The organism is Mesorhizobium kamtschaticum, from assembly GCF_056174585.1.
The window spans coordinates 173,828-197,706 of the sequence record NZ_JBWBWI020000003.1 but is presented as its reverse complement, the minus strand read 5'-3'; the positions used below and the strand labels follow the sequence as shown (position 1 = coordinate 197,706).

Annotated in this window: 22 protein-coding genes and 2 pseudogenes; 16 read left to right on the top strand and 8 right to left on the bottom strand. The window is 60.8% G+C overall.

Going from position 1 to position 23,879, the window contains the following annotated elements; genetic code table 11:
- The first annotated feature begins 18 nt into the window (after positions 1 to 18).
- The 12 genes and pseudogenes from AC0V7N_RS40045 (at position 19) to AC0V7N_RS39990 (ending at position 12,870) form a co-directional block, all read left to right on the top strand.
- Positions 19 to 3,143, top strand: a pseudogene (locus tag AC0V7N_RS40045) (virulence factor SrfB).
- 16 nt (positions 3,144 to 3,159) lie between these two features.
- On the top strand, positions 3,160 to 4,053 hold the full coding sequence (locus tag AC0V7N_RS40040) for a virulence factor SrfC family protein (protein ID WP_496628717.1): 894 nt from the start codon (positions 3,160 to 3,162) through the stop codon (positions 4,051 to 4,053).
- Positions 4,047 to 5,867 (top strand): virulence factor SrfC family protein, encoded by a 1,821-nt coding sequence (locus AC0V7N_RS40035; protein WP_496628716.1) that lies wholly within the window; start codon positions 4,047 to 4,049, stop codon positions 5,865 to 5,867. Before AC0V7N_RS40040 ends, AC0V7N_RS40035 begins: the two co-directional genes overlap by 7 nt.
- Positions 5,864 to 6,811, top strand: a complete 948-nt coding sequence (locus AC0V7N_RS40030) for a hypothetical protein (protein ID WP_475439239.1) — start codon at positions 5,864 to 5,866, stop codon at positions 6,809 to 6,811. The genes AC0V7N_RS40035 and AC0V7N_RS40030 overlap by 4 nt, the downstream gene beginning before the upstream one ends.
- A gap of 60 nt (positions 6,812 to 6,871) precedes the next feature.
- The gene (locus AC0V7N_RS40025) at positions 6,872 to 7,624 is read left to right on the top strand and encodes a PAN domain-containing protein (RefSeq protein ID WP_496628715.1); all 753 of its coding nucleotides are present in this window, start codon (positions 6,872 to 6,874) and stop codon (positions 7,622 to 7,624) included.
- A gap of 52 nt (positions 7,625 to 7,676) precedes the next feature.
- Positions 7,677 to 8,549, top strand: coding sequence for a PAN domain-containing protein (locus tag AC0V7N_RS40020; RefSeq protein WP_496628714.1), 873 nt, complete (start codon positions 7,677 to 7,679; stop codon positions 8,547 to 8,549).
- A 3-nt stretch (positions 8,550 to 8,552) separates the two neighbouring features.
- Positions 8,553 to 9,737, top strand: a complete 1,185-nt coding sequence (locus AC0V7N_RS40015; RefSeq protein ID WP_496628713.1) for a glycoside hydrolase family 3 N-terminal domain-containing protein — start codon at positions 8,553 to 8,555, stop codon at positions 9,735 to 9,737.
- A gap of 44 nt (positions 9,738 to 9,781) precedes the next feature.
- Positions 9,782 to 10,849, top strand: coding sequence for a PAN domain-containing protein (locus AC0V7N_RS40010; RefSeq protein ID WP_496628712.1), 1,068 nt, complete (start codon positions 9,782 to 9,784; stop codon positions 10,847 to 10,849).
- A 28-nt stretch (positions 10,850 to 10,877) separates the two neighbouring features.
- Positions 10,878 to 11,072, top strand: a complete 195-nt coding sequence (locus AC0V7N_RS40005) for a hypothetical protein (protein ID WP_496628711.1) — start codon at positions 10,878 to 10,880, stop codon at positions 11,070 to 11,072.
- A 174-nt stretch (positions 11,073 to 11,246) separates the two neighbouring features.
- Entirely contained in the window at positions 11,247 to 11,897 is a 651-nt protein-coding gene (locus AC0V7N_RS40000; protein ID WP_496628710.1) for a PAN domain-containing protein, read from the top strand.
- Between the two features lie 97 nt (positions 11,898 to 11,994).
- Positions 11,995 to 12,534, top strand: a pseudogene (locus AC0V7N_RS39995) (PAN domain-containing protein); the annotation flags it as partial.
- 51 nt (positions 12,535 to 12,585) lie between these two features.
- A complete protein-coding gene (locus AC0V7N_RS39990; RefSeq protein ID WP_475439512.1) occupies positions 12,586 to 12,870 on the top strand; it encodes a PAN domain-containing protein in 285 nt (94 codons plus the stop codon).
- A gap of 154 nt (positions 12,871 to 13,024) precedes the next feature.
- On the opposite strand, the gene AC0V7N_RS39985 is transcribed toward AC0V7N_RS39990, so the two are convergent.
- Positions 13,025 to 13,624 carry a hypothetical protein gene (locus tag AC0V7N_RS39985; protein WP_496628709.1) on the bottom strand — a complete coding sequence of 200 codons (600 nt, stop codon included), beginning with the start codon at positions 13,622 to 13,624 and terminating at the stop codon, positions 13,025 to 13,027.
- Between the two features lie 987 nt (positions 13,625 to 14,611).
- Here AC0V7N_RS39985 and AC0V7N_RS39980 point away from each other — a divergent pair.
- The 3 genes from AC0V7N_RS39980 (at position 14,612) to AC0V7N_RS39970 (ending at position 17,894) form a co-directional block, all read left to right on the top strand.
- A complete protein-coding gene (locus tag AC0V7N_RS39980; RefSeq protein ID WP_496628708.1) occupies positions 14,612 to 15,709 on the top strand; it encodes a helix-turn-helix transcriptional regulator in 1,098 nt (365 codons plus the stop codon).
- An 87-nt stretch (positions 15,710 to 15,796) separates the two neighbouring features.
- On the top strand, positions 15,797 to 17,044 hold the full coding sequence (locus tag AC0V7N_RS39975) for a helix-turn-helix transcriptional regulator (protein ID WP_496628707.1): 1,248 nt from the start codon (positions 15,797 to 15,799) through the stop codon (positions 17,042 to 17,044).
- The gene (locus AC0V7N_RS39970; protein WP_496628706.1) at positions 16,968 to 17,894 is read left to right on the top strand and encodes a LysR substrate-binding domain-containing protein; all 927 of its coding nucleotides are present in this window, start codon (positions 16,968 to 16,970) and stop codon (positions 17,892 to 17,894) included. The genes AC0V7N_RS39975 and AC0V7N_RS39970 overlap by 77 nt, the downstream gene beginning before the upstream one ends.
- Positions 17,895 to 17,992: 98 nt before the next feature.
- Here the strand turns inward: AC0V7N_RS39970 and AC0V7N_RS39965 are convergent, their stop codons facing one another.
- The 6 genes from AC0V7N_RS39965 to istA form a co-directional block, all read right to left on the bottom strand.
- A complete protein-coding gene (locus AC0V7N_RS39965) occupies positions 17,993 to 18,427 on the bottom strand; it encodes a PIN domain-containing protein (RefSeq protein WP_496628705.1) in 435 nt (144 codons plus the stop codon).
- Between the two features lie 3 nt (positions 18,428 to 18,430).
- On the bottom strand, positions 18,431 to 18,679 hold the full coding sequence (locus AC0V7N_RS39960; RefSeq protein WP_127421092.1) for a type II toxin-antitoxin system Phd/YefM family antitoxin: 249 nt from the start codon (positions 18,677 to 18,679) through the stop codon (positions 18,431 to 18,433).
- A 165-nt stretch (positions 18,680 to 18,844) separates the two neighbouring features.
- Positions 18,845 to 19,225, bottom strand: a complete 381-nt coding sequence (locus AC0V7N_RS39955; protein ID WP_496628704.1) for a hypothetical protein — start codon at positions 19,223 to 19,225, stop codon at positions 18,845 to 18,847.
- A gap of 151 nt (positions 19,226 to 19,376) precedes the next feature.
- The gene (locus AC0V7N_RS39950) at positions 19,377 to 19,559 is read right to left on the bottom strand and encodes a hypothetical protein (RefSeq protein WP_183465348.1); all 183 of its coding nucleotides are present in this window, start codon (positions 19,557 to 19,559) and stop codon (positions 19,377 to 19,379) included.
- The gene (istB, locus tag AC0V7N_RS39945) at positions 19,556 to 20,314 is read right to left on the bottom strand and encodes an IS21-like element helper ATPase IstB (RefSeq protein WP_183465349.1); all 759 of its coding nucleotides are present in this window, start codon (positions 20,312 to 20,314) and stop codon (positions 19,556 to 19,558) included. Before istB ends, AC0V7N_RS39950 begins: the two co-directional genes overlap by 4 nt.
- On the bottom strand, positions 20,301 to 21,803 hold the full coding sequence (gene istA, locus AC0V7N_RS39940; RefSeq protein WP_496628508.1) for an IS21 family transposase: 1,503 nt from the start codon (positions 21,801 to 21,803) through the stop codon (positions 20,301 to 20,303). The genes istB and istA overlap by 14 nt, the downstream gene beginning before the upstream one ends.
- Between istA and AC0V7N_RS39935 the strand changes: the two genes are divergently transcribed.
- A complete protein-coding gene (locus tag AC0V7N_RS39935) occupies positions 21,796 to 22,017 on the top strand; it encodes a hypothetical protein (RefSeq protein ID WP_496628703.1) in 222 nt (73 codons plus the stop codon). The two genes, istA and AC0V7N_RS39935, sit on opposite strands and share 8 nt — an antisense overlap.
- Positions 22,018 to 22,894: 877 nt before the next feature.
- Here the strand turns inward: AC0V7N_RS39935 and AC0V7N_RS39930 are convergent.
- Positions 22,895 to 23,782, bottom strand: coding sequence for a LysR substrate-binding domain-containing protein (locus tag AC0V7N_RS39930; RefSeq protein WP_496628723.1), 888 nt, complete (start codon positions 23,780 to 23,782; stop codon positions 22,895 to 22,897).
- Positions 23,783 to 23,879: the final 97 nt, after the last annotated feature.

Below are 23,879 nucleotides of genomic sequence, written 5' to 3'. Positions count from 1 at the left end.
GCCCGAAGAGGCGACCGCATGCTGACCAACCTCGCCGATTTCAGCGACGGCTTCACACTGGTGCCAGACAGCGGCATCCAGTTCGTGGAGTTCGGCTTCGACCTCGACACTTCGCCCCGGTTGTCGAGGTCGTTCGTCGAGCGGACGTCGCCTGCCGAAACAGGTTCGGACGGAAAGGCCGTGGTCCGCCTGCTGCCGAACTGGAGCGATGACGATCCCGACTCTGAGCAGCCGCCCTATCCTGCGAAAGGCAACGATGAGGCATACGACATCAACAAGTCGCTGGCGCTCAATACCTTTCTCGACCGCTGGGTGCCGATGCCGTTCTTCAAGATCGAGCCCGGCAAGGACGAACTGGGCAACGAAATATACGCGCAGGGACCTACCGACTGGGTCCGGGTAAGGGTGACGGAGACCAGGAACGCCCACGGCGACCGGAAAGGAACGCATCGGGCGATTTTCGCCTTCGACAGCTCGCTTGCGCCCGGAAGCCCAACCGTCCCTACCTCGCGCCCTGTCCGGAAGACGCAATGCGGACGGAATCATTCCGGTTCGTCAGCCGGCTTCCCGACGTCATCTCGTTCCTGTCCCACAAGATCGAGGTTCCGGGACAAGGCCCTGTTGACGCGCAGAAGTGGCTGGACGAATGGCTGAAAGACATTCTGCATTCATTCAAGAAGCAGCAGAGAAAGGGCAAGGAGCTTCGCCCGGAAGACTTCCCCTACCAGTTCGAACATCTCGCTCGATACATCACCTTCGTCCAGTTCCTCGCCAGTGTGATCAGTCCGGTTCGCGTCACGCTCATCGACACCGTCAGCGAAAACAGGAACGTCCAGCCTGTGGACGTGGATCTCGTGCTTGATCTGGGAAACTCGCGGTCGTGCGGGTTGCTGATCCAGTCGTTCCCTGACGACGTGAACGTTGACCTCAACAACTCCGTCGTCTTGGAACTCCGGGATCTCTCGAAGCCCGAGCTTGTCTACCGCGATCCGTTCGAAAGCCAGTGCGAGCTGGTGGCTGCGGAATTCGGAGCGGAGGACATCGCCAGGCGATCTGGCCGTCCCCGGGCGTTCTTCTGGCCAAGCCTGCTCCGCATCGGCCCGGAGGCATCGCGCCTGCGCGGTGAATCGGAAGGCACCGAGGCTGCGACCGGGCTTTCCTCGCCGAAACGATATCTGTGGAGTTCCGATCCGGTCCTGCAGGAGTGGCGGTTCCGCTCAACATCGCATGGCAATTCGGGAACGGAACCGCTGATCGAGCGCTCCATGTACCGTTTCGTGAACAACCGCGGCGACGTTCTCCAGCAGATCGAGGCCGACAGGCGCAAGTTCAAAGTGAAGGTCAAAGAGGGCGACCTGGAGACGGCGAGCCGCTTCTGCTTCTCAAGGTCGTCCTTCTTCACGTTCATGCTCGTGGAGATCATCGCGCAGGCGATGTCCATGATGAACAATCCCGGCACCCGTCGCGAACGAAGGCTCAAGGACGCTCCGCGCCGACTTCGCAAGATCATCATGACAATCCCTACCGCCACTCCGGTCCAGGAGCAGCGCATCCTGCGTTCTCGCGCGGAAGCCGCGGTCAAGCTCCTGTGGTCCCTGTCTGGGTGGAGCGACAGCAGTACGGGAATCAACAGCCAGCGGCCAGAAATCCACTGCGAGTGGGACGAGGCGAGTTCGGTCCATCTGGTCTATCTCTACGGAGAAGCCGTGCAAAAGCTGGGCGGCTCGATCAGGACGCTGTTCGACCTGCTCGGCAAGGACCGGGAAAGGCCGTCGACGCTTCCATCTTCCAAGCCCAAGCTGAAGGCCGAACGGTCCCTGCGCATCGCCAGTGTCGACGTGGGCGGCGGCACGGCCGACCTCATGGTGACGACCTACTACCAGACGGACAACGTGGCGTTGTATCCCGACCAGAACTTCAGGGAGGGGTTCCGGATCGCCGGCGACGACCTGCTGAAGACGGTGATCGAGAGGCTCGTTATCCCAAGGCTCGAGGAAGGCCTCGCCCAGGCGGGGCTGCCGAACGCGCGGAACTACCTCAAGGACCGCTTCGCCGGAGACAACCCGAACATGTCCGAGCAGGATAAGCACCTGCGCCGCCAGTTCGTGCTTCAGGTTCTGCAGCCGATCGCCATCGGCGTCCTGTCCGAATGCGAGACCCTGCCGCCGACAAGCCACAAGACGGAAATCCGGAAGGCAGGCAGCTTCTTTGATGCGGATGGCAGGACGGGGTCCGACGGCGAGATCCCGGTCGCCGCGCGCATACTCGGGTACCTCAAGGAAAACATGGGAGCGCAGGAAGCCGGGCAATTCAGCATCGCCGACTGCGACATCGCGATAGACCCCCAGGCGGTGGAGGAGTGTGTGCTGTCGGTATTCGACGGCGTGTTCGACAACATCGCCGAGGCTATCAACCACCTGGACGCCGACGTGGTGCTGCTGACCGGGCGGCCGATGCGCCTGCCGCCCATGATAAACCTGTTCATGAACAAGATGTCGGTGCGCCCCGACTGTGTCATCCCCATCAAGGACTATCGCGTCGGCACCTGGTATCCCTTCCGGGGCGCCAGCAACACGCACATCGACGACCCGAAGACAACGGCGGTGGTCGGAGCGATGCTGTGCGCGCTGTCCGAGGCGCAGATCACCAACTTCACCCTCTACTCCAAATACCTGCGGATGAAGTCAACGGCCCGGTACATCGGGCGGCTCCAAGGCAACGCGACGCTGCCTGATGAAACCCTGCTTTTCTCAGACATCGATCTCGATAGAGCGGAGGCAGCGGCCGAGGCGCAGTTCGACTATCACAGCCCGGTCCGCATCGGCTTCAGGCAGTTGCCGCTCGAACGATGGGTGGCGACTCCGCTGTACAAGCTGATGGCAGGAGCCTCGCGCTCGGCTAGGGGCATGCGAAAGCCAGTCCGCGTGACCATTGCCCGAAACGTCGAGGCGCTGGGCGAGGACGAGGCGAGCGAAGTCGAGCTTCTGTCGAGCGAGGCGACCCGCGAGGAATTCGTGATCGAGGACGCCGAGGACGCGGACGGCGCTCCGGTGAAGCGCATGATGGAACTGAAGCTGGACACGCTCGCGATCGAGACGGGCGACGGCTACTGGCTCGACACCGGAATTATCTCCATCCAGTGAAATGGCGGCTGAACGAATGCGTGAAGAGTTGAAAAGTAGCTGCGGCGCCGCGCTGAAGTCGGCGCAGGACGGCCTTGCATGGATCGGGACCGCCGCCAACGCCGAGCGGGTCGGCGACACGCGCGCCAGCGCCGAGCAGCATCTCAGGAAGTCGGTCGTCGCGGCCCGCAAGGCGATGGAAGCAATAGACCGCCCGATGTGCGTCGGGATATTTGGCCCCAGTCAGGCTGGCAAGTCCTATCTGGTTTCGGTCCTGGCTCGCCATGGGAGCGCGCCCTTGATGGCCCGCTTCGGCGATCTCGGCCGGGAGGTCGACTTCATCCGCGAGATCAATCCGGGCGGCGACCGCGAGTCGACAGGTCTCGTGACCCGTTTCTCGGTCAAGGAGGAACCCAGCCCCGTGGGCGCTCCGGTCATCCTGCGACTGCTCAGCGAAACCGATATCGCCAAGATTCTGGGCAACAGCTACTTCCTGGACGGTGACGCGAAGAAACGGACACCGCTCGTGCCTGAGGCCGTCGTGTCCGCCCTCGAGGCGGCTCGGAGGCGCGTCGCGCCACAGGCTGGCTCGGGCGGACTCATCGAGGAGGACATCTGGGACATCCAGGAGTATTTCGAGAAGCAGTTCGCCGGACTGCCGAACATCGAAACGCTCGGCGCCTATTGGGAGGAGGCCGCGATCCTCGCGCCGCGGCTCTCGATCGCGGACAGGGCGGAACTCTTTTCCGTGCTTTGGGGCGGCTTCCGGAAATTCACCGAGGTCTATCTCGAACTCGCCAACGCCCTCGAGAACTCGGCTTCGCCAAGGACGCCTACTGCTCCATCGATGCGCTTGTCCCCCGGGACCGGAGCATCATCGACGTCGAGACGCTGGTCGGACTCGGCAAGCCTGACCAGGAGGAGTTGCTGATACGGCCGATGAAGGGTCCAGTCGTTTCACTCCCGCGGCCCGTCATCACCGCCCTGGCCGCCGAGCTTCGCATTGCCATCTCGGAGCGGCCATGGCCCTTCTTCGATCACACGGACCTGCTCGACTTTCCCGGCGCGCGCAGCCGTCAGAAAGTGGACCTGCAGGCCTATTTCGACGACAACCCCATGGCGTTGAAGGACCTCTTCGTCAGGGGCAAGGTGGCCTATCTGTTCGACCGCTACGTTGCCGAGCAAGAGCTCTCGAGCATGCTCCTCTGCATCAAGGACTCGACCCAGGACGTCGCGACGCTTCCGGACATGATTGACGACTGGATCAGGATCTCGCATGGCGAAACGCCGGCGGACCGGGCCCGGACCGATACCGCGCTGTTCCTGGTGCTAACGATGTTCGACAAGCACTTCAGCGAAAAGGCGGGCGAGGAGGGGCAGAGCCTTTCGGACCGTTTCAGCGCGCGAATGGGCTCCTCGCTGACGCGGTATTTCGGGAAAGCTCACAAGTGGCCGTTCGAATGGACGCCGGGCAAGCCGTTCAACAACACCTACTGGCTGCGCAATCCCAACTTCAAGGCCGAGTTCCTGATCAAGTACCGCGGCGGCGAAGAGGTGGAGATTCTGCCCGACAAGGTCAAGAAGGTCGCCGCCATTCGCAAGGCATATCTCGAGGTCAGCGAGGTCCAGCAGCATTTCCGGGATCCGGCCAAGGCGTTCGACGAAGCCCTCAGGCTGAACGACGGTGGCGTGGGCTATCTGGCGGAAAACCTCGCGGCGATCTGCCGTCCCGAGATTAAGTATGGGCAGATACGGGGCCGCCTCGGGAACATCGCCCACGAAATACGTCGCGTGCTCGCTCCCTATTTCGTCGAGAGCGACATCAACAAGCGTATCGCCGAGCGCCGGGAAGTATCGGACCAGATTCTTGCGTGTCTCACCGAGACATGGGAGCGGGAGCAGTTCGGCGTGGCGATGAAGACGCTCCAGATTTCTCAGAACGGGATTTCCGAGCACCTCCACATCGAGTACGGCAACCGCATCAAGCGCCAGAACGCCCCCGACGACGGCTCGGATGGCCGAGCCGATACCGTCGTGAAGAAGCGCGTCACTCCGCCACTGCGGCCGGGCGCCCCTCCCCTGCCAGGGAACAAGAAGAAGACGGTCGCCGCCGCGGCGCCTTCCGGGCCGTCGGTCTCGCAAAAGGCGCTGCCCCGCGAAGCCTACCTCGCCCGCTCGGCGATGCGCCACTGGCTGGATGGGCTTCTGGCGCTATCAAGGAATGACGGCGCGCTTCAGGCCGTTGGCCTTACCCACAAACTGGCAGGAGAGCTGATCGCCGAGCTTGTCGCGGCGGCCCGCCGCACCGGGGTCGAGGAGCAGATAGCCGACGATCTCGCCAAGCTCTCTGGAAGTTCGGTCGAGAGGCCTGACATCCTGCTCGAGAGGGCAGGTTTCCTCGCGACGAGCCGCATCAACCGTTTCGTCAGCACGCTTGGCTTCGAGGCCTTGCCCGAGGAGAAGCGGCCAATGGCCCCGGACGGCACCGAAGACGGCGAGATCAGGGTATTCGCCCGCCGACCAAACGTCTCGAACTGCGACGGACTTGGCAAGGAACGGCGGAACTTCTCCTACCTGGCGCTCTCGGAATGGATGTACGCCTTTAACCAGCTCGTGACCGACAATGTCCTCTCGGGCGAGGGCATCACGGTGAACGTCGACGAGAACGAACGGCTGAGAGCGATCCTGGAGACTCTCAATTCGTCGTCGCTGTCTTCTGCCGAGTCCACAGAGACGGCTCGATGACGCAGGTTCCGCTGAAAGTAACAGAGGATGAGTCACGCCTGTTCGGGCATGCCCTGATCGTGTTTCCGCAAGAACTGGGGAGTACCCAGCGCTTGCGCCTTTCGATCACGCGCAAGTCCGCGGACACACCGTACCTCGGCGATGGCGGATGGCAGGCGCGCCCGGCTACCGTGGCGGCGGAGGTCGCAAACCGAACCGCGGGTTCGACCACGTTGTCCGTGGGGCCTGAAGTCTGCGATCGAATTCCGGTCGACCAACAGGTGAAGATCGAAGTCGACGGCCAGAACGTTTGGGGCAATGCGTTCTGGCCCCCGGTTACGCCACAACCTGGTGGGTGGTCACAGGAGCTGACCGCTCCTCCGACGGCCCTCCCTGCTTTGCCTGAACGCATCATCGATCTGGTGCCGGACCCGCCATTGCCTCCTCCGATAATCAAGGTGCCTGACCCGGCACCTGTCCTGCCGTCGAAGAGCAGGTGGCGATACCTATACCTTCTGATCCCCCTGGCACTGCTCGTGGCGGCCGCGGGAGGCTACGAAGCGTATAAGCTGATGCCCAAGCCAGAGAGCCTACAGGCGCGTTTCGAGAGGTTGAAACGGACGGATACCACCGGAGCTCAACTGTTCACGCTAAGCGGCGACGCATACCGCGAAGGCGACGGAGGGATTGGCTTGCAGTCCATCAATCTTGCGATGGAACGGGGCGACCAGGACGCCAAGCTCGAAATCGCGCGCTGGTACGATCCGAACTCGTTCGATCCGGCCAAGGCAGACCGTCCGGACGCAAACAAGGCCGCAAGGTTCTACTTCGAGCTGGTGATCGAGGGTAAGGCGGAGGCAGCGAACCTGCTTCGCTCCCTTTGCGCGAAGAGCGCGAGCTCCCCTCAAGACCCAACCTTCAACGGGTTCCTGACGAACACCTATTGCGAGGGAACTTTGGAATGACAACCAGAAACGGCATGGCGCGGCAACCCGCCGCCTACGAAGCCATCGGAGGATAGAGGCATGTGGAAGAACGGATTGGCGAAGTGCCTTGTCTTGCGAACGATGTCCTTCGGCATGCCCGTCGCGACCATGGCTGCGATATTGCTACTGGGAGCGTCCGCGCCAACGACTGCGCAGAACGCTCCAGCGGAAGAACTGTTCAACTACCCTGACACGCTCCTGAACGGCATCACCAGCGCACAGGTTTCCCTGTCACTGGAACAATGCCGAAAACTCTGCGAGGGACGCACAGGCTGCATGGCCTTCGACCATTCTCCGAAAAACGAATGCCGCCTGTTCGCCAGCGTAGGTGGAGGTCGTTCCGATACGGGATCGACCGCGGAAACACGAAGCTTGCTTTTGAACTACCGCGATCCAACCAACCCTCCGCTCGCGGCCAGGTTGGAAAAGCTCAAGACGACAGACACGGATGGCCATGAGCTCTTCGCCTTGAGCAAAGTGGCCTTCGATCGCGGCAACCGCGATGTCGGCATGCAAGCAATCAACCTTGCGATGCAGAGAGGCAACCAGGACGCCAAGCTCGAAATCGCGCGCTGGTACGACCCGAGGACGTTCGCGCAGGACCGCGTAGACGCCGCCGATGCCAACAAGGCAGGCAGGTCTTATTTCGAACTTGCCCTGGAGGGCAATTCGGAAGCCAACAAGCTCCTCGCCTCGCTTTGCCAGGATGCAACCGACAGCAGTTCGAGCCATGCCGCGGCGTACGAAAGCTTCCTTCGCACCACCTACTGCGAGGGGTCGATCAATCCCTGACCCAGCGCGATGCATATCGGTAGTGGTTTGGGCAATTGGGGAAGCTGAGGGGATGCAACAAAGTCGTCGGGGCCGCGCGGGCGTAGCAGGGATCGCTGTCGCGCTGCTCTTCCTGTCGCTGACTGGTTCTGGAATTGCGCCAAGGGCGGCGGCCCAAGGGCAGTCAGATTTTTTGGACTATCCCGGTACCGCGTTGAGCGGCTCTCCCAGCGCAGAGTTCCGCCGGCCCCTGGATGACTGCCGGAAAATCTGTCAGGCGCGTTCAGGCTGCGCAGGCTTCGACCATTCCTCGGCAACCAATATCTGCCACTTGTTCGCCGGAATAAATTCGGCGCAGGCAGATACGCTCTCGACCGCTGGCACTCGCCAACGCATTCCGGGTTATCACGATCCCGCCAACGCCGAGTCCTGGTACTACGCGTCCTACAGCGGCGTCGACCTCTGGGGTGGCGACCTCGTTCCGAAAGGCATGGCAGCGCCCGATGCGGAAAATTGTAGGGCGATATGTGACAGCCAGAACTCCTGCCGGGCATTCACCTACAACCTCGAAGCCAACCGTTGCTTCCTGAAATCGGGCTTCGAGTTCGTGCAGTCCTACTCGCTGGGAAGATCCGGCCTTTACTTCAAGGCCACGCCCGCGGCCCCTCCCCCAAGCCTGACCGTTGGATGGGAACTTTTCACGACAAGCGGTTTCATCGGAGATGGCACGCAGTCATCCGCAGTCTCGTACCAGGAATGCATGCAGCAATGTGACTCGGACGGCCGCTGCGGCGGCTTCACATGGACCATCGCGCGGCCGAACCGATGCTATCTGGTTTACGGCTCGAACCTCTATCCAGTGCGCAGAAAGGGCATGACCTCGGCGCGGAAAAACAGCCGGACAGTCATGCCCGACTTCGTCCGTCCTGTAAGCCCAAGGAATTGAACCATGTCGCGATGGATCGCAACCTTCATTGCTGTCGCTTGCACGCTCCTTGGCATTTCCGCACCGCTGCGCGCTGACCCGGCGCCGGAAGCCCACCTGCGGAAGGCCAACCTGTACCGCGCCGTCGAAGATGGCAGGCTGCGGCAGATGATCGGGCAGATGGTGCTGGTCGGCTTCGTCGGCGACAGTCCGGACGATGATGGATACAAGCGGGTCGTCAAACAGGCAGAGGCAGGTGAAATAACTGGCGTTATCTATCTGGGGCGCAACATCACCAGCCTTGAGGCCGTGCGGCAACTGAACAAAGGCCTTCAGCAATACGCCACGACCCGCCTGCTTGTCGCCATCGACCAGGAGGGTGGCCGCATCCAGAGGCTTACGGGCGAGGTAGGGTTCAAGGAGGTGCCCAGCGAGGCGACAGTCGCAAAGACCATGTCTCCCGACGCGGCCGTCGTGGTCTACCAGAACCTCGCATCGGATCTCTCCGACCTAGGGTTCAACCTCAATCTGGCTCCCGTCGTCGACCTCAACGTCAACCCGGCCAATCCCATCATCGGCAAGCTTGGCAGGAGCTTTTCCGCCGATCCGCAGAAGGTTGAAGCGTACGCCAGGGCCTTTATCGAAGCGCATCGGGCAAAGGGAGTGCTGACAGCCCTGAAACACTTCCCTGGACACGGCTCCAGCACCAAGGACAGCCACAAAGGAATGGCTGACGTCACCAAGACATGGAGCGAGAAGGAGCTTCTTCCCTACAAGGGTCTGATCGCGTCGGGGGACGTCGACATGGTGATGGCCGCGCACGTCATAAACGAGAAGCTGTCCTTTTCGTACGATATCCCCTCGTCGCTGTCCCGGGCGACGCTGACGGGGCTTCTGCGGGACAACATGCATTTCAAGGGCGTGATCATCAGCGATGACATGCAGATGCAGGCCATCACCGACAACGTCAGCTTCGAGGACTCAGTGCTCAGAGCGGTTTTCGCGGGGAACGACATCCTCATATTCGCCAACGACAAACACCCTGATCCTGCGATCCCGGAAAAGGTCGCCACGCTCCTTTCCGAAGAGGCGCGGCGGAATCCCGAAATGCTCGAACGCATCACGAAATCCTATGAACACGTCATGCGCCTGAAAAGGAAACTGGGGTCGGTCGTTTCCGAGGACGCGACGTTCGTGCGGCAACGGTAGCGCTGTTTCAGGCTGTGAGCCAACCGGTGGGGAAAGCAAGATTCATGCCGGCATTTGCATCTCTTCACGCGGTCGCGGGACGCCTTCCAGGCGTGGCGGTCGCTATAGCCATCGCCCTTGCGTCCGGAGCTCCGCCGGCGAAAGCGCAGTCGGAGGGGCAGTTCTTCGACTATCCCCAGACTGCACTCGACGGGGTCATCAGCGCCAAGATCAGCGTACCGCTCGGCCAATGCAAGGAACTCTGCTCGTCACGTTCGGGGTGCGTTGGTTTCGACCATTCGCCAGATGATGGCATGTGCAGGATTTTCGCGACCATCGTCGGCGCTACGGAGAGCCAATCGCATACGGCAGGCACTCGCAGTCTCCTTACGGGGTATCGCCCGCCAATTAATCCGCCCGTGAACGACGCCGCAGCCGAGATGCTCAGCCGTTCCTGGGCATGCCCGCCTGCAAGCGAAAATTCCAACAAGCTGCATCTGTCGTGGAGTGTGTTTTTCGACCGCGGCTGGAGCAAGACCGACGGCGACGCCGTTTTCATCGATCGTCGGATTCAGACTGTCCGAAACACCGATGCGAACGTCATCACTACGCTGTCGCTGGAGACAACGTTTCAGGTAGATTTGTCGAAGCTCGGGACGGTCGAGATTGACCGAAACCTAGTCACTCTTCAATGCGCCAACGGTGACAGTTGCATCCGGTCCCTCACGTCGACCAGCCTGTCGACCGACTGTCGCGGCTTTTGCGGCGGGCAACCCTGGACCGCCGAAGCCAGCAAGAGCCGACAGAGGCTTCGGTTCTGCGACGCCGACGCTGCATTGAACGCAACGGTCGCGCTACGCCGGCTCAATCCCAGAGTGACGGTCTCCACGACTCAGCCACAGGAACTTCGCGATCCATCCCTGGTGTGCTGGATCACGGACCCAAGCGGCACGCCGCTCAACATCAGAAACCGACCCTTTGGAGAGCTGACGGGAGAAGTCCTCCAGAATTCCCGGTCCATCAAGGTGACCCAGTTCTCGTGGGATCCGCGAGGGCATCCATGGGCAGCCGTTCCGGGCGGCTGGTCGAGCGCGAAGTACATGACGTGCCAGGCACCCGACCCGTACGAATGAGGTGCTTAAGCTTAAAGGAGAGGCCGCCATGAAATGGAAATTCGAAAGGCTTTTCGGCGTTCTCGTCGTTACGGTGGCTCTTTTCCCGCTTCAACATAGCGCTCCAATCTACATTCCGGGCCTCTTCCTGTCATCCGTGACCAAGACCTTGTTAATTGGGTACAGCTCCACATGGAAGATGCAAGTTTCGCCCACTGGTGGGCCGCAATTAGCCTGTTTCTGATCGCAGTCTACCTGGGGATGCGAGCTCGCGACATTGGCACCAACGATGAAAAATCGCGTTTCCGCATAGCTCGACTAACCATACGAATGGCGATGGAAAGCCCTGTTTTGCGCAGTACTAACTAACAGCTCTGGTCGGGATTCTCCTGGCCAGTCGCCATTAAAGGCAACTTGAATGCTACAAATCAACACTCCGCAAATCTGGCTTCTTTTCGGCATCGCATTTGCTGCCGCTACCTTTTGGACCGGAGTCCGGCCAGGTCGCGCTCAATCAACCGAGGTGCTCTTCAAATATCCGCACACCAGCTTGAAAGGTACCGCCAGCGCGAAGATCAACATTCAACTGGAGCCCTGCAGGAAGGTCTGCTCCGCTCGCTCAGGCTGCGCGGGATTTGATTACTCCTCCTCCGACCACATTTGCAGGCTTTTCTCGGCCGTGGATGGTGCTGAGGAAAGTTCGTTGCGCACGGCTGGTACCCGAAGCCCTGTCGAAGGGTATCGCCCGCCGATCAGTCCACCTGCGCCACCAGCGGCGAAGATACACGATCATGCCAAGCGAGCTTTGGAGGCTCAGGTCAAGAAGGCGCACATTGAGCCGAAGAAGCGGCAACGCCCGCGCTCCGGCACGCCACTCGTCGGTGAGAAGCCGAAGAAAGAGGCGAAGCGGCGGCCACCTGGCGCACAGTCAACGGCAGATTCGGTCGCCCCCGACACGCTCACTCCGAAAATCAAGTTCCATTCATGCGGCGGTAGCCAAGGTTTCTTTCAGATCCCGGCATCCCAGAAATGTCCGCAGGGTAGGTCCAGAGTCAATGAAAACCCCTGACCCCCGATCAGTGGGAAGCCGGTCACGCCTCGGATTGCATGCCAAAGGCAATCATTCTCGTCACGAGGGGACTTCCGATTCTTAGAATGAGGTTCTTATGCTCACCATAAATGGGCCTTTGCCAATGAAAGCTCGGCGAGCCCGACTTCTTTTTGCCGTTGCTTCTGTGGCCACTGCCCTCCAGTGCTCTGGAAGTCGTCCGGCGAATGCTCAATCGGTCGAGGTCCTCTTCGACTATCCTCAGACTGTCTTGAACGGACCCGTCAGCGCGACGGTCAAAGTCCCGTCGGAGTCCTGCAGGAAGCTCTGCTCCACGCGATCAGGCTGCGTCGGCTTCGACCATTCGTCATCCGGCGACATTTGCAGGCTCTTCTCGGCCGTCGTGGGCGCAGGAGACAGCCAGGCGCACACCGCCGGCACCCGCGGCCTAATCGCTGGATACCGGCCGCCGACCAATCCGCCTGCGGCGCCCGCGCCGGAGCAGGTGGTTGCCGTACCCCCACCGTCGGCCGGTTTCACGCGATTCCGCAACAGGGACCTCACTGGCAGTTCGACCGCCTCCATGGCGGCACAGGATGTCGACCAGTGCGAGGCGTTTTGCCGAAACGCGGGACCCTCGTGCCGAGCCTACACTTACGACGCTTGGAACAGAAAGTGCTTCCTGAAGGGGGAAACTGGCCAGCTCCTGATGAACGCCCGCGCCACAAGCGGAACCATTTCAAACCTCGGCACACCAAGCTCGTCGGGCGCGCCAATGCAGATGGAATACTTCAACAACAAGGCCTTTTCCGGAAACGGTTTCCGTGTCTTGGCATCTCCGAACCGGGACGCCTGCGGAAATGAATGCTGGAAGCTGGAACAATGCGTGGCGTTCGGGTTCACCCCTGCGCAAAGACGCTGCGTTCTCTTTGAGCAGCCCGGGGAATATTTCAGCAGCCGGGGCACCGACAGTGGCGCAAAACGCCAGAACTGAGGTCTTAGCGCTTGCCGTCGTCGGCCGCCGAACACCGCGACCCACGACACAGTGGACGGCAGCGTCTGAGTTTGTCCGCCTGACGTTGCCGACAATGCTACCTGGCGGTTGATGTTTCTCGACGTTTAGATTTGTGACGTGACAAGATTCGAACTCAGAAATTCTCGTCGAAGCATGATCCGGTTTGGTTGCACCGCATGCCCTGGACGCTGGAGTAGCAGCGGCAGTCGCAGAGGCTGAGGATCGGATAGCCCTTCGGACAGCAGTAGGCTGTGGAATCGGGCGGCGTGCAGGAGGACCAGCCGCAATTCAGCCGCCCGGGGCATTCACCGGACGCCAGCGCAATCGACGGCAGAACGGTGGCGGCGGCCGCACCGATGAAGGCCTTGACCAGCGCCCGCAACGCGTGCCGCCGTGCGGAGCGGACGAACTGATTGGAGTTGGCCCCCTCTGCAGGCTCGACCGGGGATGGTGTGGTGGACGCGTGGCCGTAGGCGCTACGGATGGCGTAGACGCCGACATGCAACAGCCAAAGGAGAACCGCCACCGCCGACAGCGCCGCCAGCAGGTGGCGGGCCACGCTCAGATTGCGGAATGCATCGCCATAGACGGCCGCGATCGCGAGGCTAGCCGCCCATAGCGACAGGCTGCCAGCCGCAAACAGGAGGGACTCCCGCATGCATCTGGGACACCGGCCGATCCGGTAGAGAAAACCGAACCTCGGGGCGATGCTGACTGAATCACGCTTCTTCACGTTCCCTCATCTCCTCGTTTGGGCTAGGGGCGCTTGCGGAGAGTTGCTGCCTCCGCTCCGTCCTCGCCGCAATCATCCACTTCCACTAGCCGTGCTTGCATGAGGTTAGTGAAGCGGTTTGCACGTTACGGGATCAGCGGCGACATTGCCCCCGCAGTTGCCGCCGCTGCTGCCCCCCGTGGATCGCCTTTGAGCCGGTGGTGTATATCCGCCATTCCCGGCTGCAAGACCTGCAGCCAAGCCGCCTAGAATTGCATTGGCGGCGGCGTCGTTGTCCGCTTGGATGTTGCGCGCCTCGTTGGTGACGCCACCATTGTTTGATATCCGCGCAACCCAGTTGTTCCAGCCTCGGTCTGATGCGTAGAGAAAGCATCGGCCATACGACTTGTGACAATCCGCCATTGCCCTGGCAATGGCCGTGTCAGTACTGGGCTGGGACCAGTTCCAGTAACATCTTGATGAGCTACCTGACACTCCGGAAACGATTGCCTTGTGTCCAGGCTTTCTCAGAAAGATATTATTGTGGCTTGGTGTACAGGCGTTGTAGGCAGCCTGATCTTCTGGGAGTGACACGCAGCCTGTCTCAGCCAGAAGTGCCAGAGCTAGCGCTGTTGCTGCCGTGATCGCTAAAATCTGTCGAATCAATTGTTGCAAAGCACACCCCAGGGATTCATTGAGAAACAAAGCGAGTTGAGATGCCCATTCTCAGCGCGCCGCGCAGGTGCCTCCTTCGTCGTCCTTTTGACAACCATTCCCTTGTTCGCATGAGCAGGCGCGAGCGGGAGAGACAGCCGTAGCCAGAGTGCTCCCTGCCACCAAAAGCAACAGAGAAAAGCCTGTACATGAGAGCAGAACTCGCATTTCATTTTTCCTATGTTCATCGCGGCTTGATTGCGCACAATCGTGGGCAGAAGTGCTAATGAGGACTATAAGCAGCTGGTAATGGGCCGTGCATGACCCATTTGGGTTATCTGAGAGGGAACCAGTGTGGGCGCAGCGTTTGATTTTGACGCAATTGGTGCTTCCTTCGCAAAAGCAGCAGTTGACCCTACCCAATGGAATGCTGCAATGGAGGCGGTTACCGAGCTGACAGGCAGTGCCGGCGCGGTCCTCTTCGACACCAAGGGACGCTTGCCCGGCATCCCGCGCAGCGCTTCGATGCAGCCCTCGTTCGAGGCCTATGTCCGCGACGGCTGGATCCACCACGACGAGCGGTATCGCATCGTACCCCTGATAGAGCGTCGGGGGGTTGCGACAGACCTTGACCTGCTGACAGTCGAGGAGATGAACAAGCATCCATACTATCAAGAATTTCTGGCGCCTTTCGATCTCAGGTGGTTCGCTGGCGTCAAGGCCGCCGCCGATGGCGATCTATGGTGCATGTCGATCCAGCGCTCTAGAGGACAGGGTCCTTTTTCCGACGATGAACTTCGACAACTGGCAGGTTTTTCCACGCGACTAGGCTCAATGGTAGCGGTGGCAAGAGCGCTAGGTTTTGCTCGGGCGGAAGCCGCGCTCGAAGCCTTCGATGTGAGCGGAACAGCAGCAGTAATGCTAGACCGGGAGGGTGGCGTGCTGCGGACAAATCGTCCGGCGGACCAGTTACTTGGACACGATATTCAGATTACCCATCGCCAACTGGTATCGTTTGACAGGAACGCGACGGACGCCTTGAGACGGAGTCTGCGAGAAATACTTTGGATGGCGGCTCCGGCGGATTCCACGACGCCCGTCCTGCTGCCTCGGATCGGCAAGCGCCCGCTACTTGCTTATTTTCTGCGCCTTGCGACCGTTTCGTATAATCCCCTAGCGCCTTGTCAGGCGATGATTGTGCTTGTGGATCAGGCCAGCCGTCGCGCGCCACCCGCATCCGTTTTGCAAGACTGTTTCGGGTTAACCTTGGCCGAGGCGAAGTTGGCTGGCAAGATTTGCTCAGGAACACCAATTACGAATGCCGCTGACCAGTTGGGAATTTCATATGAGACTGCCCGCACCCAACTCAAGGCCGTTTTCGCCAAGACCGAGACGCATAGGCAGGCGGAGCTTGTAGCTCTGCTAGGGGGGCTGACGATCGGCCGGCGTTGATCGCTTCAAGCGTGAGCGCACAGTGAAGAAAACAACTCGGTCTGCTTGGGACACATTTTTTGGGGAATTGTTGTCATGGATGGCGACTTGATCGATCGTATCTACGAGGCAGCAGTCGTGCCAAGCCTTTGGACGGGTCGCGGTGTCCTGGATCTGCTCGCCAAAGTCGGTGATTGCACGGATACCGCCTTCTTCGCGGTGAACAAGAAGGGGATTAGCGGCTGGACGGCGAACGAGCCCTGTCTTCAAAAGATGGAAGTTTACGTTCGCGAGAATTGGGTTGCGAGGAACCCATATCTCACATCTGAGCGGCAAGCGCGCTTTGATGAACCGAGATTCCTTCTGGATACTGAGGTCATGTCCATCGAGGAAATGCAGCAGAGCCGATACTACCGGGAGTTCATGCGACCTCAAGGAGTCTATTGGCATGCCGGCACGTCTATTACATCGCCAACCGGCGACGTGATCAAATTGTCCGTCCATCGGAAATACGATGAGGGCCCGCTAGGTGCAGACGTAACCAGCCGTTTGACGGCATTGCGGCCACATCTGGCTCGCTCTTCATTGCTTACGGCTCGCCTGCGTTTCGAACAGGTCCGAGGGGCTGTCGAAGCCTTTAACATGATCGGCCTGCCCACCGCCGCCCTGAATTGCGGACGCCTTGTCGCCTCCAACCAAGGTTTCGAAAGGCTGCTGCCTTACGTCGTGCAGGATCGAAGGGCGCGGCTGACATTCACGCAATCCGCGGCCGATGTGAGTTGGCATAATTTGCTTGAAGCATCGCTCTGTCGCGGAGGCACCTTTCCAATCGCGGCCGGCCCCGAGCGCGGCGCCATGATCGTACATGCCTTGCCGATCGTCGGTGCGAGCCGCGATATTTTCGCGATTGCTGACATGCTCTTGATCATCACTTCCGCAGAAGAAGATGCTGCAATAGACCCAAAAATCCTGGAGGGACTGTTTGATTTGACGGCCGCTGAGGCAGCCGTCGCACGCGAGCTTTCAAAGGGCAAGACACTCCGCGACATCGCCAGCATTCGGGGGGTGGCAATGGATACCGTTCGTGGGCAACTTAAGGTGATATTCGAGAAGACGGGTATGCATCGGCAGGTGGATCTTGTTCGGTTACTTTCGGGGATGAAAGCTGGCTCAGCCCTTCAGGTGCGCCTGGAAAATCTGCCGTCGTTTGGCAGGAGAACAGAACCCTGTTTTGGGATCAAAAGCACTGGGGATCATGCCCCGTTTGGATTTGCTCATCGTGGACATCAGGCAGTTAAGATACTTTGTCGGCGTCGTCGAAGCCGGCAGTTTCACGAAGGCAGCTGCGTCTCTTAATATTGCTCAAAGCGCCCTTAGCCTGCATGTGCGTCAGCTGGAGGAAGGATTCGGCACCCAGCTGCTGGTTCGCGACAGGACCGGCGTCAGCGTCACGGCGTCCGGAGACAAGCTGCTTGAGCGCGCGCGGATCATCCTGAAGGAAATTCAGCTCACGGAGGCCGAACTGACCAACTCGGTGGCTGCTCCCTCCGGAGAGGTGACCATTGGCATTCCGTCCGGCGCCGCTCGCGTCCTCAGCGGTCCCTTGCTTGAAACGGTAAGAAGCGAATTGCCGAGGATCTCGCTCAAGATGATCGAGGGCATGACGGGACCGCTGGAGGAGTGGATGGCTGCTGGCCGTTTCAATCTGGCTGTTCTCTACCGCACTGCCGAGAGCGTTGGGCAAATGGCGGTGCTGGCCCGCGAAGAATTTTGCCTTGTGGTGCCGCCTGGTCAACCGCCCTTCGAAGATTCAATAGCGCTCGCCGACCTGCACGCATTTCCCCTGGCGGTTCCCATGCGCAACAACAATGCCAGGCGTTCGGTGGCTGATGTCGTTGCGCAACACGGTTGTGTGCTGGACGTGAGATTCGAAGTCGACTCCCTTTCTACGATCATCAATATGGTCATGGAAGGAAAGGCGTATTCCATCCTTACCCCGTCGGCCATTCAGAAAGAGGCGTCTCAAGGCCAAGTCCGAACGGTTAAGATCATTGATCCGGTAATCACCCGTTCCGTTGTGCTTGCCGTCAACCCGAAAGACGACCGCTCTCCAGCCGTCTCTGCGGTCCGCAAGCTGATCCCCAGGGTCGTCAGGACTTTGATCGAGAGCGGGCACTGGTCGGCCAGGGCTCCGGACCGGCCTTAGGCATCCCAAACCAGTTTTTCGCGGCTGTCTGAGCCGCATCAATCTGGAACAACGTTCGAGACCAACCGCTTCGCGGTCGCTCGTTTCGAGCGCGTGGACTAAGCCGGGAGTTCCTTGAGCGGGTTCGCCCACGGCACCCCGAGCGGCTGAAAATGCCGCTCGTTTGCCGTCAGGACCGTGTAGCCTCGCGCTGCCGCCGTGGCGGCTATCGCGATGTCTTCGAAGCCGGGATCATGCGCCCGCGCCCGGTCAATGATCGCGCCGGCGTGGCGGGCCTCCTCGATGCCGAACGGCAGGATGCGGCCAGCATAGAGCTGCTCGACCGCGGCGAGCCAGCGGCGCAGCCGTGCCGCCTTCGTCGTCGCGCCGATCCTGACGGCGCGGGTAATGCCCGCCTCGATTTCCGCGACCGTGACCGTCGACATGTACAGATGGTTATTGTTCTTGCGCAGCCAGTCGGCGAACGGCTGCAAGCCGACTTCCTTTTTCGTCGGCGCGTCGGCCGACACGATATTCGTGTCCAGCAGATACACGGGCTAAAAGCCCTCACGCAAAGCGCGGGCGGGCTTCCGCCTCCGTTCCGGAATGTCGTCTGGGTCGCCCGGAAAGGCTAGCAGGAGGTCTGCAAAGCTGGGCACCTTGGAAACCCTCTCCCATTCTTTGAAAGACACGAGCACGGCCTCCGGCTTGCCGTGGCGGGTGATCACGGAAGGCTCCCCGGCAACGGCCTGGTCGACCACCGCCGACAAGGTGGCCTTCGCGTCCTTCAGCTGAATCTCTCTCATGTCGACGTCTCCATATGACTACCGATGGTCATAGTCTGTTTTGTTGACAGGTGCAAGAGATAGGATCGTTGTCCTATCCTTCAATTGACGTCTGGAGTGCTGCCGTGGGCGGAAATCGCCGCAACCCCGGACGATGGAATTTGCCGCCGATTCTGCTCGGCGAGCTCAGTCGTAGGCGTGGCCCGTGTCGAAGCCAGAGCGCGCTGCGCCGCCGGCCCCGTCATCCCGGAGGATCGCCCTCAGCATCATCCCGGACATCGGCTTCAAAGGAGCTGGCTCCAGCCCCCTCCCCTTCCCGGCTTTTTTTTGTCCCGCCGCCGGCATGGCGCCACCCCGGCCGGTCAGGGCCAATAAACCTTCTTGGCCGAGCGCGCAGTCCGGCATTTGCGAAATTCGCCGGCCGGTTCGCAGCACCGTGTGCGCCCGGGTGAGCTCGTGGGGGCGGATCGGGGACTGGGCCAGCCGCTCGTCGAGCCGCGCCAACGCTTCGGTCGCTATCGCTTTCACTTCGCGATCACTTCCCGACTTCAAAAGCGGGAACGTCATGTGCTGCTTAGGTTTGGGTGCTACGATAGGCGCGATTTTTCGCCAACGGTTTCACTGACCGCTTGTTAGCGGTCGTCAGGAAGTGCGCATAAACGGTGCCATGTGCAGTTTGGGGTTTTCCTGTGAGAGAGGAAGGGGCTGCTGATTGGGTTTAGTCAGTTGGGGCCTGTTGGCTCTGGATCTCCTGCTGGATGTCGATGGCGTAGCATGACCAGATCTTGTCGCGCAGCTCGGTGAGGAGCTCGAAGACGGCGAGCGCCTGGTCGGGTGTCCATGTTGTTGGGATGTCTAGCGGGAAGAAGAGCGGCAAGCCTGGTTTTGCAGGTGCTGTCATGGCTTTGCCGGCCTTCTTTGGACGGCGCGCTGTTCGGAGCGTTCGGTCGCCTCTTTGAGACGGTAGGATTGGCCTTCGATGGCGATCACCTCGGCATTGTGGACGAGACGATCGACCATGGACACGACGCAGGCTGCGTTGGGAAAGACCTCGTGCCAGTCGGCGAAGTTTCGATTTGTGGTGACGAGAGTGCTCTTGGTCTCATAGCGTCGGCTGATGAGCTCGAACAGCAGGTCGGCGTGGCGGTTGGTATAGGATAGGTATCCGACCTCGTCGATTACGAGAAGCGTGGGGGCGGCGTAATGTGCCAGACGCCGGCGCAGGGCGGAGGCACTGTCGATGGCGGCCAGATCACCGAGAAGCTGTCCGGCGCTTGTAAACAGGGCGGTGTGGCCATTCAGGACAGCATGGTAGGCGATGTTCCGGGCGAATGTTGACTTGCCGACGCCGTTGGGTCCGATAAGGACGGCGTTGCCGGCGTCGCGGATAAAATCGAGCCTCATCAGAGCCTCGATGGCCTGTCGGTCGCATCGGGTCGGAAAGGACCAGTCGAAGTCGCAGAGCGGCTTGAATCGGCCGATCTTGGCGTCCTTCAGCCGGCGGTCTTGACTGCGCCTGGCGCGCTCGTCCTCTTCCCAGTCGAGGAGTGTAAGCGCCCATCCGGCTTGAGTGGCGTCCTGCCAGTGGGCCACAAGCCCGTGCAGATGCAGGCGCGCGGCGCGGTCACGCCCGTCTTCCGGATCAGGAGTGGTCATTGGGGGTTTCCTTGAGACGGTCGTAGATGTCTAGACGGGCGGGCCTGACGGGGCTGTCCTTGTCCTGCACATGCTGAGGCAGCGCGACATGCAGCAGTGGGGGTTGGCGGCGCCGTTCACGTCGGCGCTCAAGGATCAACTGCACAGCGTTGGGATGGGGCGCTGGCCCTTCGAGTGCCAGGACCTCCAGGATCCCGGCCTGAAGCTCATTGGCTCCGTAGTGCTCGAGCAGTCGGTTCAGTCCGATGACGGCAGAGTGCAAGGAGTGACCGTTCTGAGCGGCGCGCTCAAGAAGCGCGGTACTGGCCGGGACGGCCATGGCCAGGCGATCAGTCGCGCTGTGACGCCGGGCCCCACGCTTCTCATCGACCAGTGCCTTGATATGGGCGGTATCTTCTGTCTGGGCGCCCTTGTCGTAGCTGCGGACGTGACAGGCAATGATCTGCGCACCGTCCAGGATGCGGACCTCCTTTTGCGTTGCCGTCACGCTCAAGGTGCGAAGCACGTAGGCGTGGGGCACGGAATAGTCGTTCAGATCGAAGCGGGCGTACGGGGTCTTGCCGATGGAGACGGCGATCTGCGCCGGCCATGGGAACGGATTGCCTGGTAATGGCAAGAGGTAAGGCGCCTCCAGGGCGGAGGCCTGTCGTACGGTGATGTCCTCACCTGGGCAAAGCCTGTCTGCGGCGACGCCGTCGCACCAGGCATCGGCCTGGGCGTTGAGGTCTTCCAGGCTGGTGAAGCCGCGGGCGGCAAAGAAATTGTCGCGGATATACCGGATGGCGCGCTCCACGCGCCCCTTCTCATTGCCCCTGGCGACGGCGACCGGACGGGGGTCGTATCGATAGTGGGCGGAAAAGGCGATCAGGGTAGGATTGAAGCGGATTGTGTCGCCGCGACGCTCGAGCACTGCGCTCTTCAGATTATCGTAGAGCACGACCTTTGGAATCCCGCCCCATCTTTCGAAGGCTTCGAGGTGACCGGCCAGAAACGCTTCCATCCTTGCATCCAGAAAGAAACGCAGGAAGATCCGGCGTGAGTGGCTCAGGACGATGACGAAGGCCATGAGTGGGCGCCGCGCCCGGCCAATCTGCAGATGTCCGAAATGACCCCAGTCGGCCTGGGCCTGTTCGCCAGGGAGTGTCCTCAAGCGCAGATAAGCCTCGGCCTTGGGGCGAGGCCGGTGGCGGGCGATCACGTGACGGAAGTGGCCGCTGTCACCGCGGTATCCCCGCTCAACGACCATGCCGTAAAGACGGGCAGCAGTCAGGCTGGGAAAGGTCTTCAGGGTCTCAAGGATGAACGGGAGATAGGAGTCGATCTTGCTGGGTCGGGTCTGCGGGCCATGGGGCACCAGCCCGGATCGGGCAAGCACTCCATGAACGGTGTGGTGGTGGATGCCGAGCTGCCGGGCAATGGTGCCAGCGCGCCACTTCTCGACATGGTGATAGCGCAGGATCTGGGCCTGCAGTTCAGGAGATATGGCCATCGTTATCCTCAAGACGGAGACGTTCGAATGGCTTGGCGGCGACGCAGAGGCTCGCGGCGGACAAACGGCGAGCAGCAGCGATTACACCAGTGACAGTGGCGCCCTAAAACACCCCCCGAACGACCCCGTCGAGATCGCAGGCTCGGTTAAGGACGGCGTATCAGCGGTGTCAGGCGCCTGGATCTGCGTCGTCGCCGTTGCCGTCATGACATAAACATTGGCGTCGTCAGCGGGTGAACCATGGTGCGTCACTTTATTGCGTCGGGCCCGGTACCGGCGGCTGCGCTCGGCGTGAGCGAAGCGGCCGTTTCTGCTGGCCTGGTAGCGCCTGGCAACATCCCGTCGCCGCTCGGCACGCGCAACACACGCGCAACCACCGGCACAATAGATCTGTCCACGGTCGCAACATCTGCAGATCAGTGTCTGAGCCCGGCAACACTCGCAAAGGAAGAAGCGCCCGGTATCCTCTTCTGCCGCCCTGTGGCGGTGTCCATGACGTGGACGCGAGGTGTCATCTGCGCCATAATAGCCCGGCATTCGTGTTCCGCACGGTGTAGGGTGCGGCGCCGGGTAAACTTGCAAGGTTGGGTCGGCGCCGCGCCTGCTTTAACGATCTGGGAAAAGATTAAAGCACGCGCTGCGGCTCCGCCAGCGCCCACGCGCTTCACCGAAAAAGCATCGGCGAAAAATATTCTCCGGACCTCGCCCCCGCAGCTTCGCTACGCGCGGACCGCGCTACGCTGCGCTGCGGGGGCGAGGTCCTCCTATGCGATCCCGCGGAACACTGTATCTCCCTGCTGGCACCGAATACGCGCACTTCCTGACGACCGTTTACACCGCTCGATTTACATATCGATTGCACACGCGAAAATTGGTCTACGCATTCCGCGGCCATCAGTTCCTGCCGGACACCCAACGGTGGTGGTTTTCTCCCGAGCGTTCCAGCCGGGCGCAAATCCGCACAAGCTCAGGGCCGATCGCGTCGCGCCACCGACAGCTTTTCCTCGAAGATACGGTGGCAATCGGCCGTGCCAAGATCAGCGCGCTGCCTGTCGAAGCCCAAAGCGGCCGTCAGACTCGGCAAGTGCCGGCTATCGCCCGACGGCAAACGCTGAAAAGTCGAAGGTATTCACATAATCGCGGAATGCGGCCTGCGCCTTTGACTGGTTCTTCAGGTTGGGAAAGATCAGCATCATTTCATAAGGTGGAATTTCCCAACCCGGGAGCAATTCCACGAGGCGGCCGACCGTGACGGACGGCTGGCACACATAAGCGGGAAGGAGTGCGACCCCGCCGCCCGCGATGCAGGATTGGAGTAGGAACCCCATAGAATCGGAAGTCGCGGCCGCAGGCGGCCGCATGACGATCGGTGTGTCGTCGTCCGACGAGAACACCCATTCGGGCTGCGCATCATGCACCAGGCAGCGGCTATGTAGAAGATCGGTCGGTTCCCGAAGGGGACTGCCAGCCGCCAGATAGGCTGGGGCGGCGACGAGAACCCGTTTGATCGAGGAGACACGCCGCACGATCAGGTCCTGACCTGTGGTCGTGCCAACGCGAAAAGCGAAATCAACCCGCTCGCGGATGATGTCGAGATGCCGGTTTGTGGCGATCAGCTCGACCGCAATCCGGGGAAACTGCGTGGTAAATCCGTGTAGGAAGGTCGGCATGAAATAGGTGGCGGTTACCTCTGGGCAGGTGATCTTCAGCGTCCCGACCGGTTGCTCCTTCAGGTTGGTCATCGCCATGTTCGCGGCCGAGACCTCTGCGCGAACGCGGCGGCAGTATTCGAGATAGACCTGGCCGCTGCCGGTGAGGCTTACGTGCCGGGTGGAACGGTTGAGGAGCCGCAGCCCCAGACGTGCCTCAAGCTGGGCGATGCGTTGGCTGACCGTGGATTTGGGCATCCCGATCCGTTCCCCGGCACGGGTAAAGCTACCCGTTTCGGCGACTTCGGCCAAAAGGATCATGTCGTTCACGCTGTCCAAAGCCCCGCATCCTCTTTGTGTCGTCGCTCATTGTACAACAACACGGACAAACTTTCCGGATAATCAGAATTGTTGGAACGTTCTCGGC

Bases quoted from the DNA above. Each gene is read 5' to 3' on its own strand.
- AC0V7N_RS40040 (WP_496628717.1), top strand. From the start codon at position 3,160: ATGCGTGAAGAGTTGAAAAGTAGCTGCGGCGCCGCGCTGAAGTCGGCG.
- AC0V7N_RS40030 (WP_475439239.1), top strand. From the start codon at position 5,864: ATGACGCAGGTTCCGCTGAAAGTAACAGAGGATGAGTCACGCCTGTTC.
- AC0V7N_RS40025 (WP_496628715.1), top strand. From the start codon at position 6,872: ATGTGGAAGAACGGATTGGCGAAGTGCCTTGTCTTGCGAACGATGTCC.
- AC0V7N_RS40020 (WP_496628714.1), top strand. From the start codon at position 7,677: ATGCAACAAAGTCGTCGGGGCCGCGCGGGCGTAGCAGGGATCGCTGTC.
- AC0V7N_RS40015 (WP_496628713.1), top strand. From the start codon at position 8,553: ATGTCGCGATGGATCGCAACCTTCATTGCTGTCGCTTGCACGCTCCTT.
- AC0V7N_RS40010 (WP_496628712.1), top strand. From the start codon at position 9,782: ATGCCGGCATTTGCATCTCTTCACGCGGTCGCGGGACGCCTTCCAGGC.
- AC0V7N_RS40005 (WP_496628711.1), top strand. From the start codon at position 10,878: ATGAAATGGAAATTCGAAAGGCTTTTCGGCGTTCTCGTCGTTACGGTG.
- AC0V7N_RS40000 (WP_496628710.1), top strand. From the start codon at position 11,247: ATGCTACAAATCAACACTCCGCAAATCTGGCTTCTTTTCGGCATCGCA.
- AC0V7N_RS39990 (WP_475439512.1), top strand. From the start codon at position 12,586: ATGAACGCCCGCGCCACAAGCGGAACCATTTCAAACCTCGGCACACCA.
- AC0V7N_RS39960 (WP_127421092.1), bottom strand. From the start codon at position 18,679: ATGAGAGAGATTCAGCTGAAGGACGCGAAGGCCACCTTGTCGGCGGTG.
- AC0V7N_RS39955 (WP_496628704.1), bottom strand. From the start codon at position 19,225: ATGACGTTCCCGCTTTTGAAGTCGGGAAGTGATCGCGAAGTGAAAGCG.
- AC0V7N_RS39950 (WP_183465348.1), bottom strand. From the start codon at position 19,559: ATGACAGCACCTGCAAAACCAGGCTTGCCGCTCTTCTTCCCGCTAGAC.
- istB (WP_183465349.1), bottom strand. From the start codon at position 20,314: ATGACCACTCCTGATCCGGAAGACGGGCGTGACCGCGCCGCGCGCCTG.
- AC0V7N_RS39935 (WP_496628703.1), top strand. From the start codon at position 21,796: ATGGCCATCGTTATCCTCAAGACGGAGACGTTCGAATGGCTTGGCGGC.
- istA (WP_496628508.1), bottom strand. From the start codon at position 21,803: ATGGCCATATCTCCTGAACTGCAGGCCCAGATCCTGCGCTATCACCAT.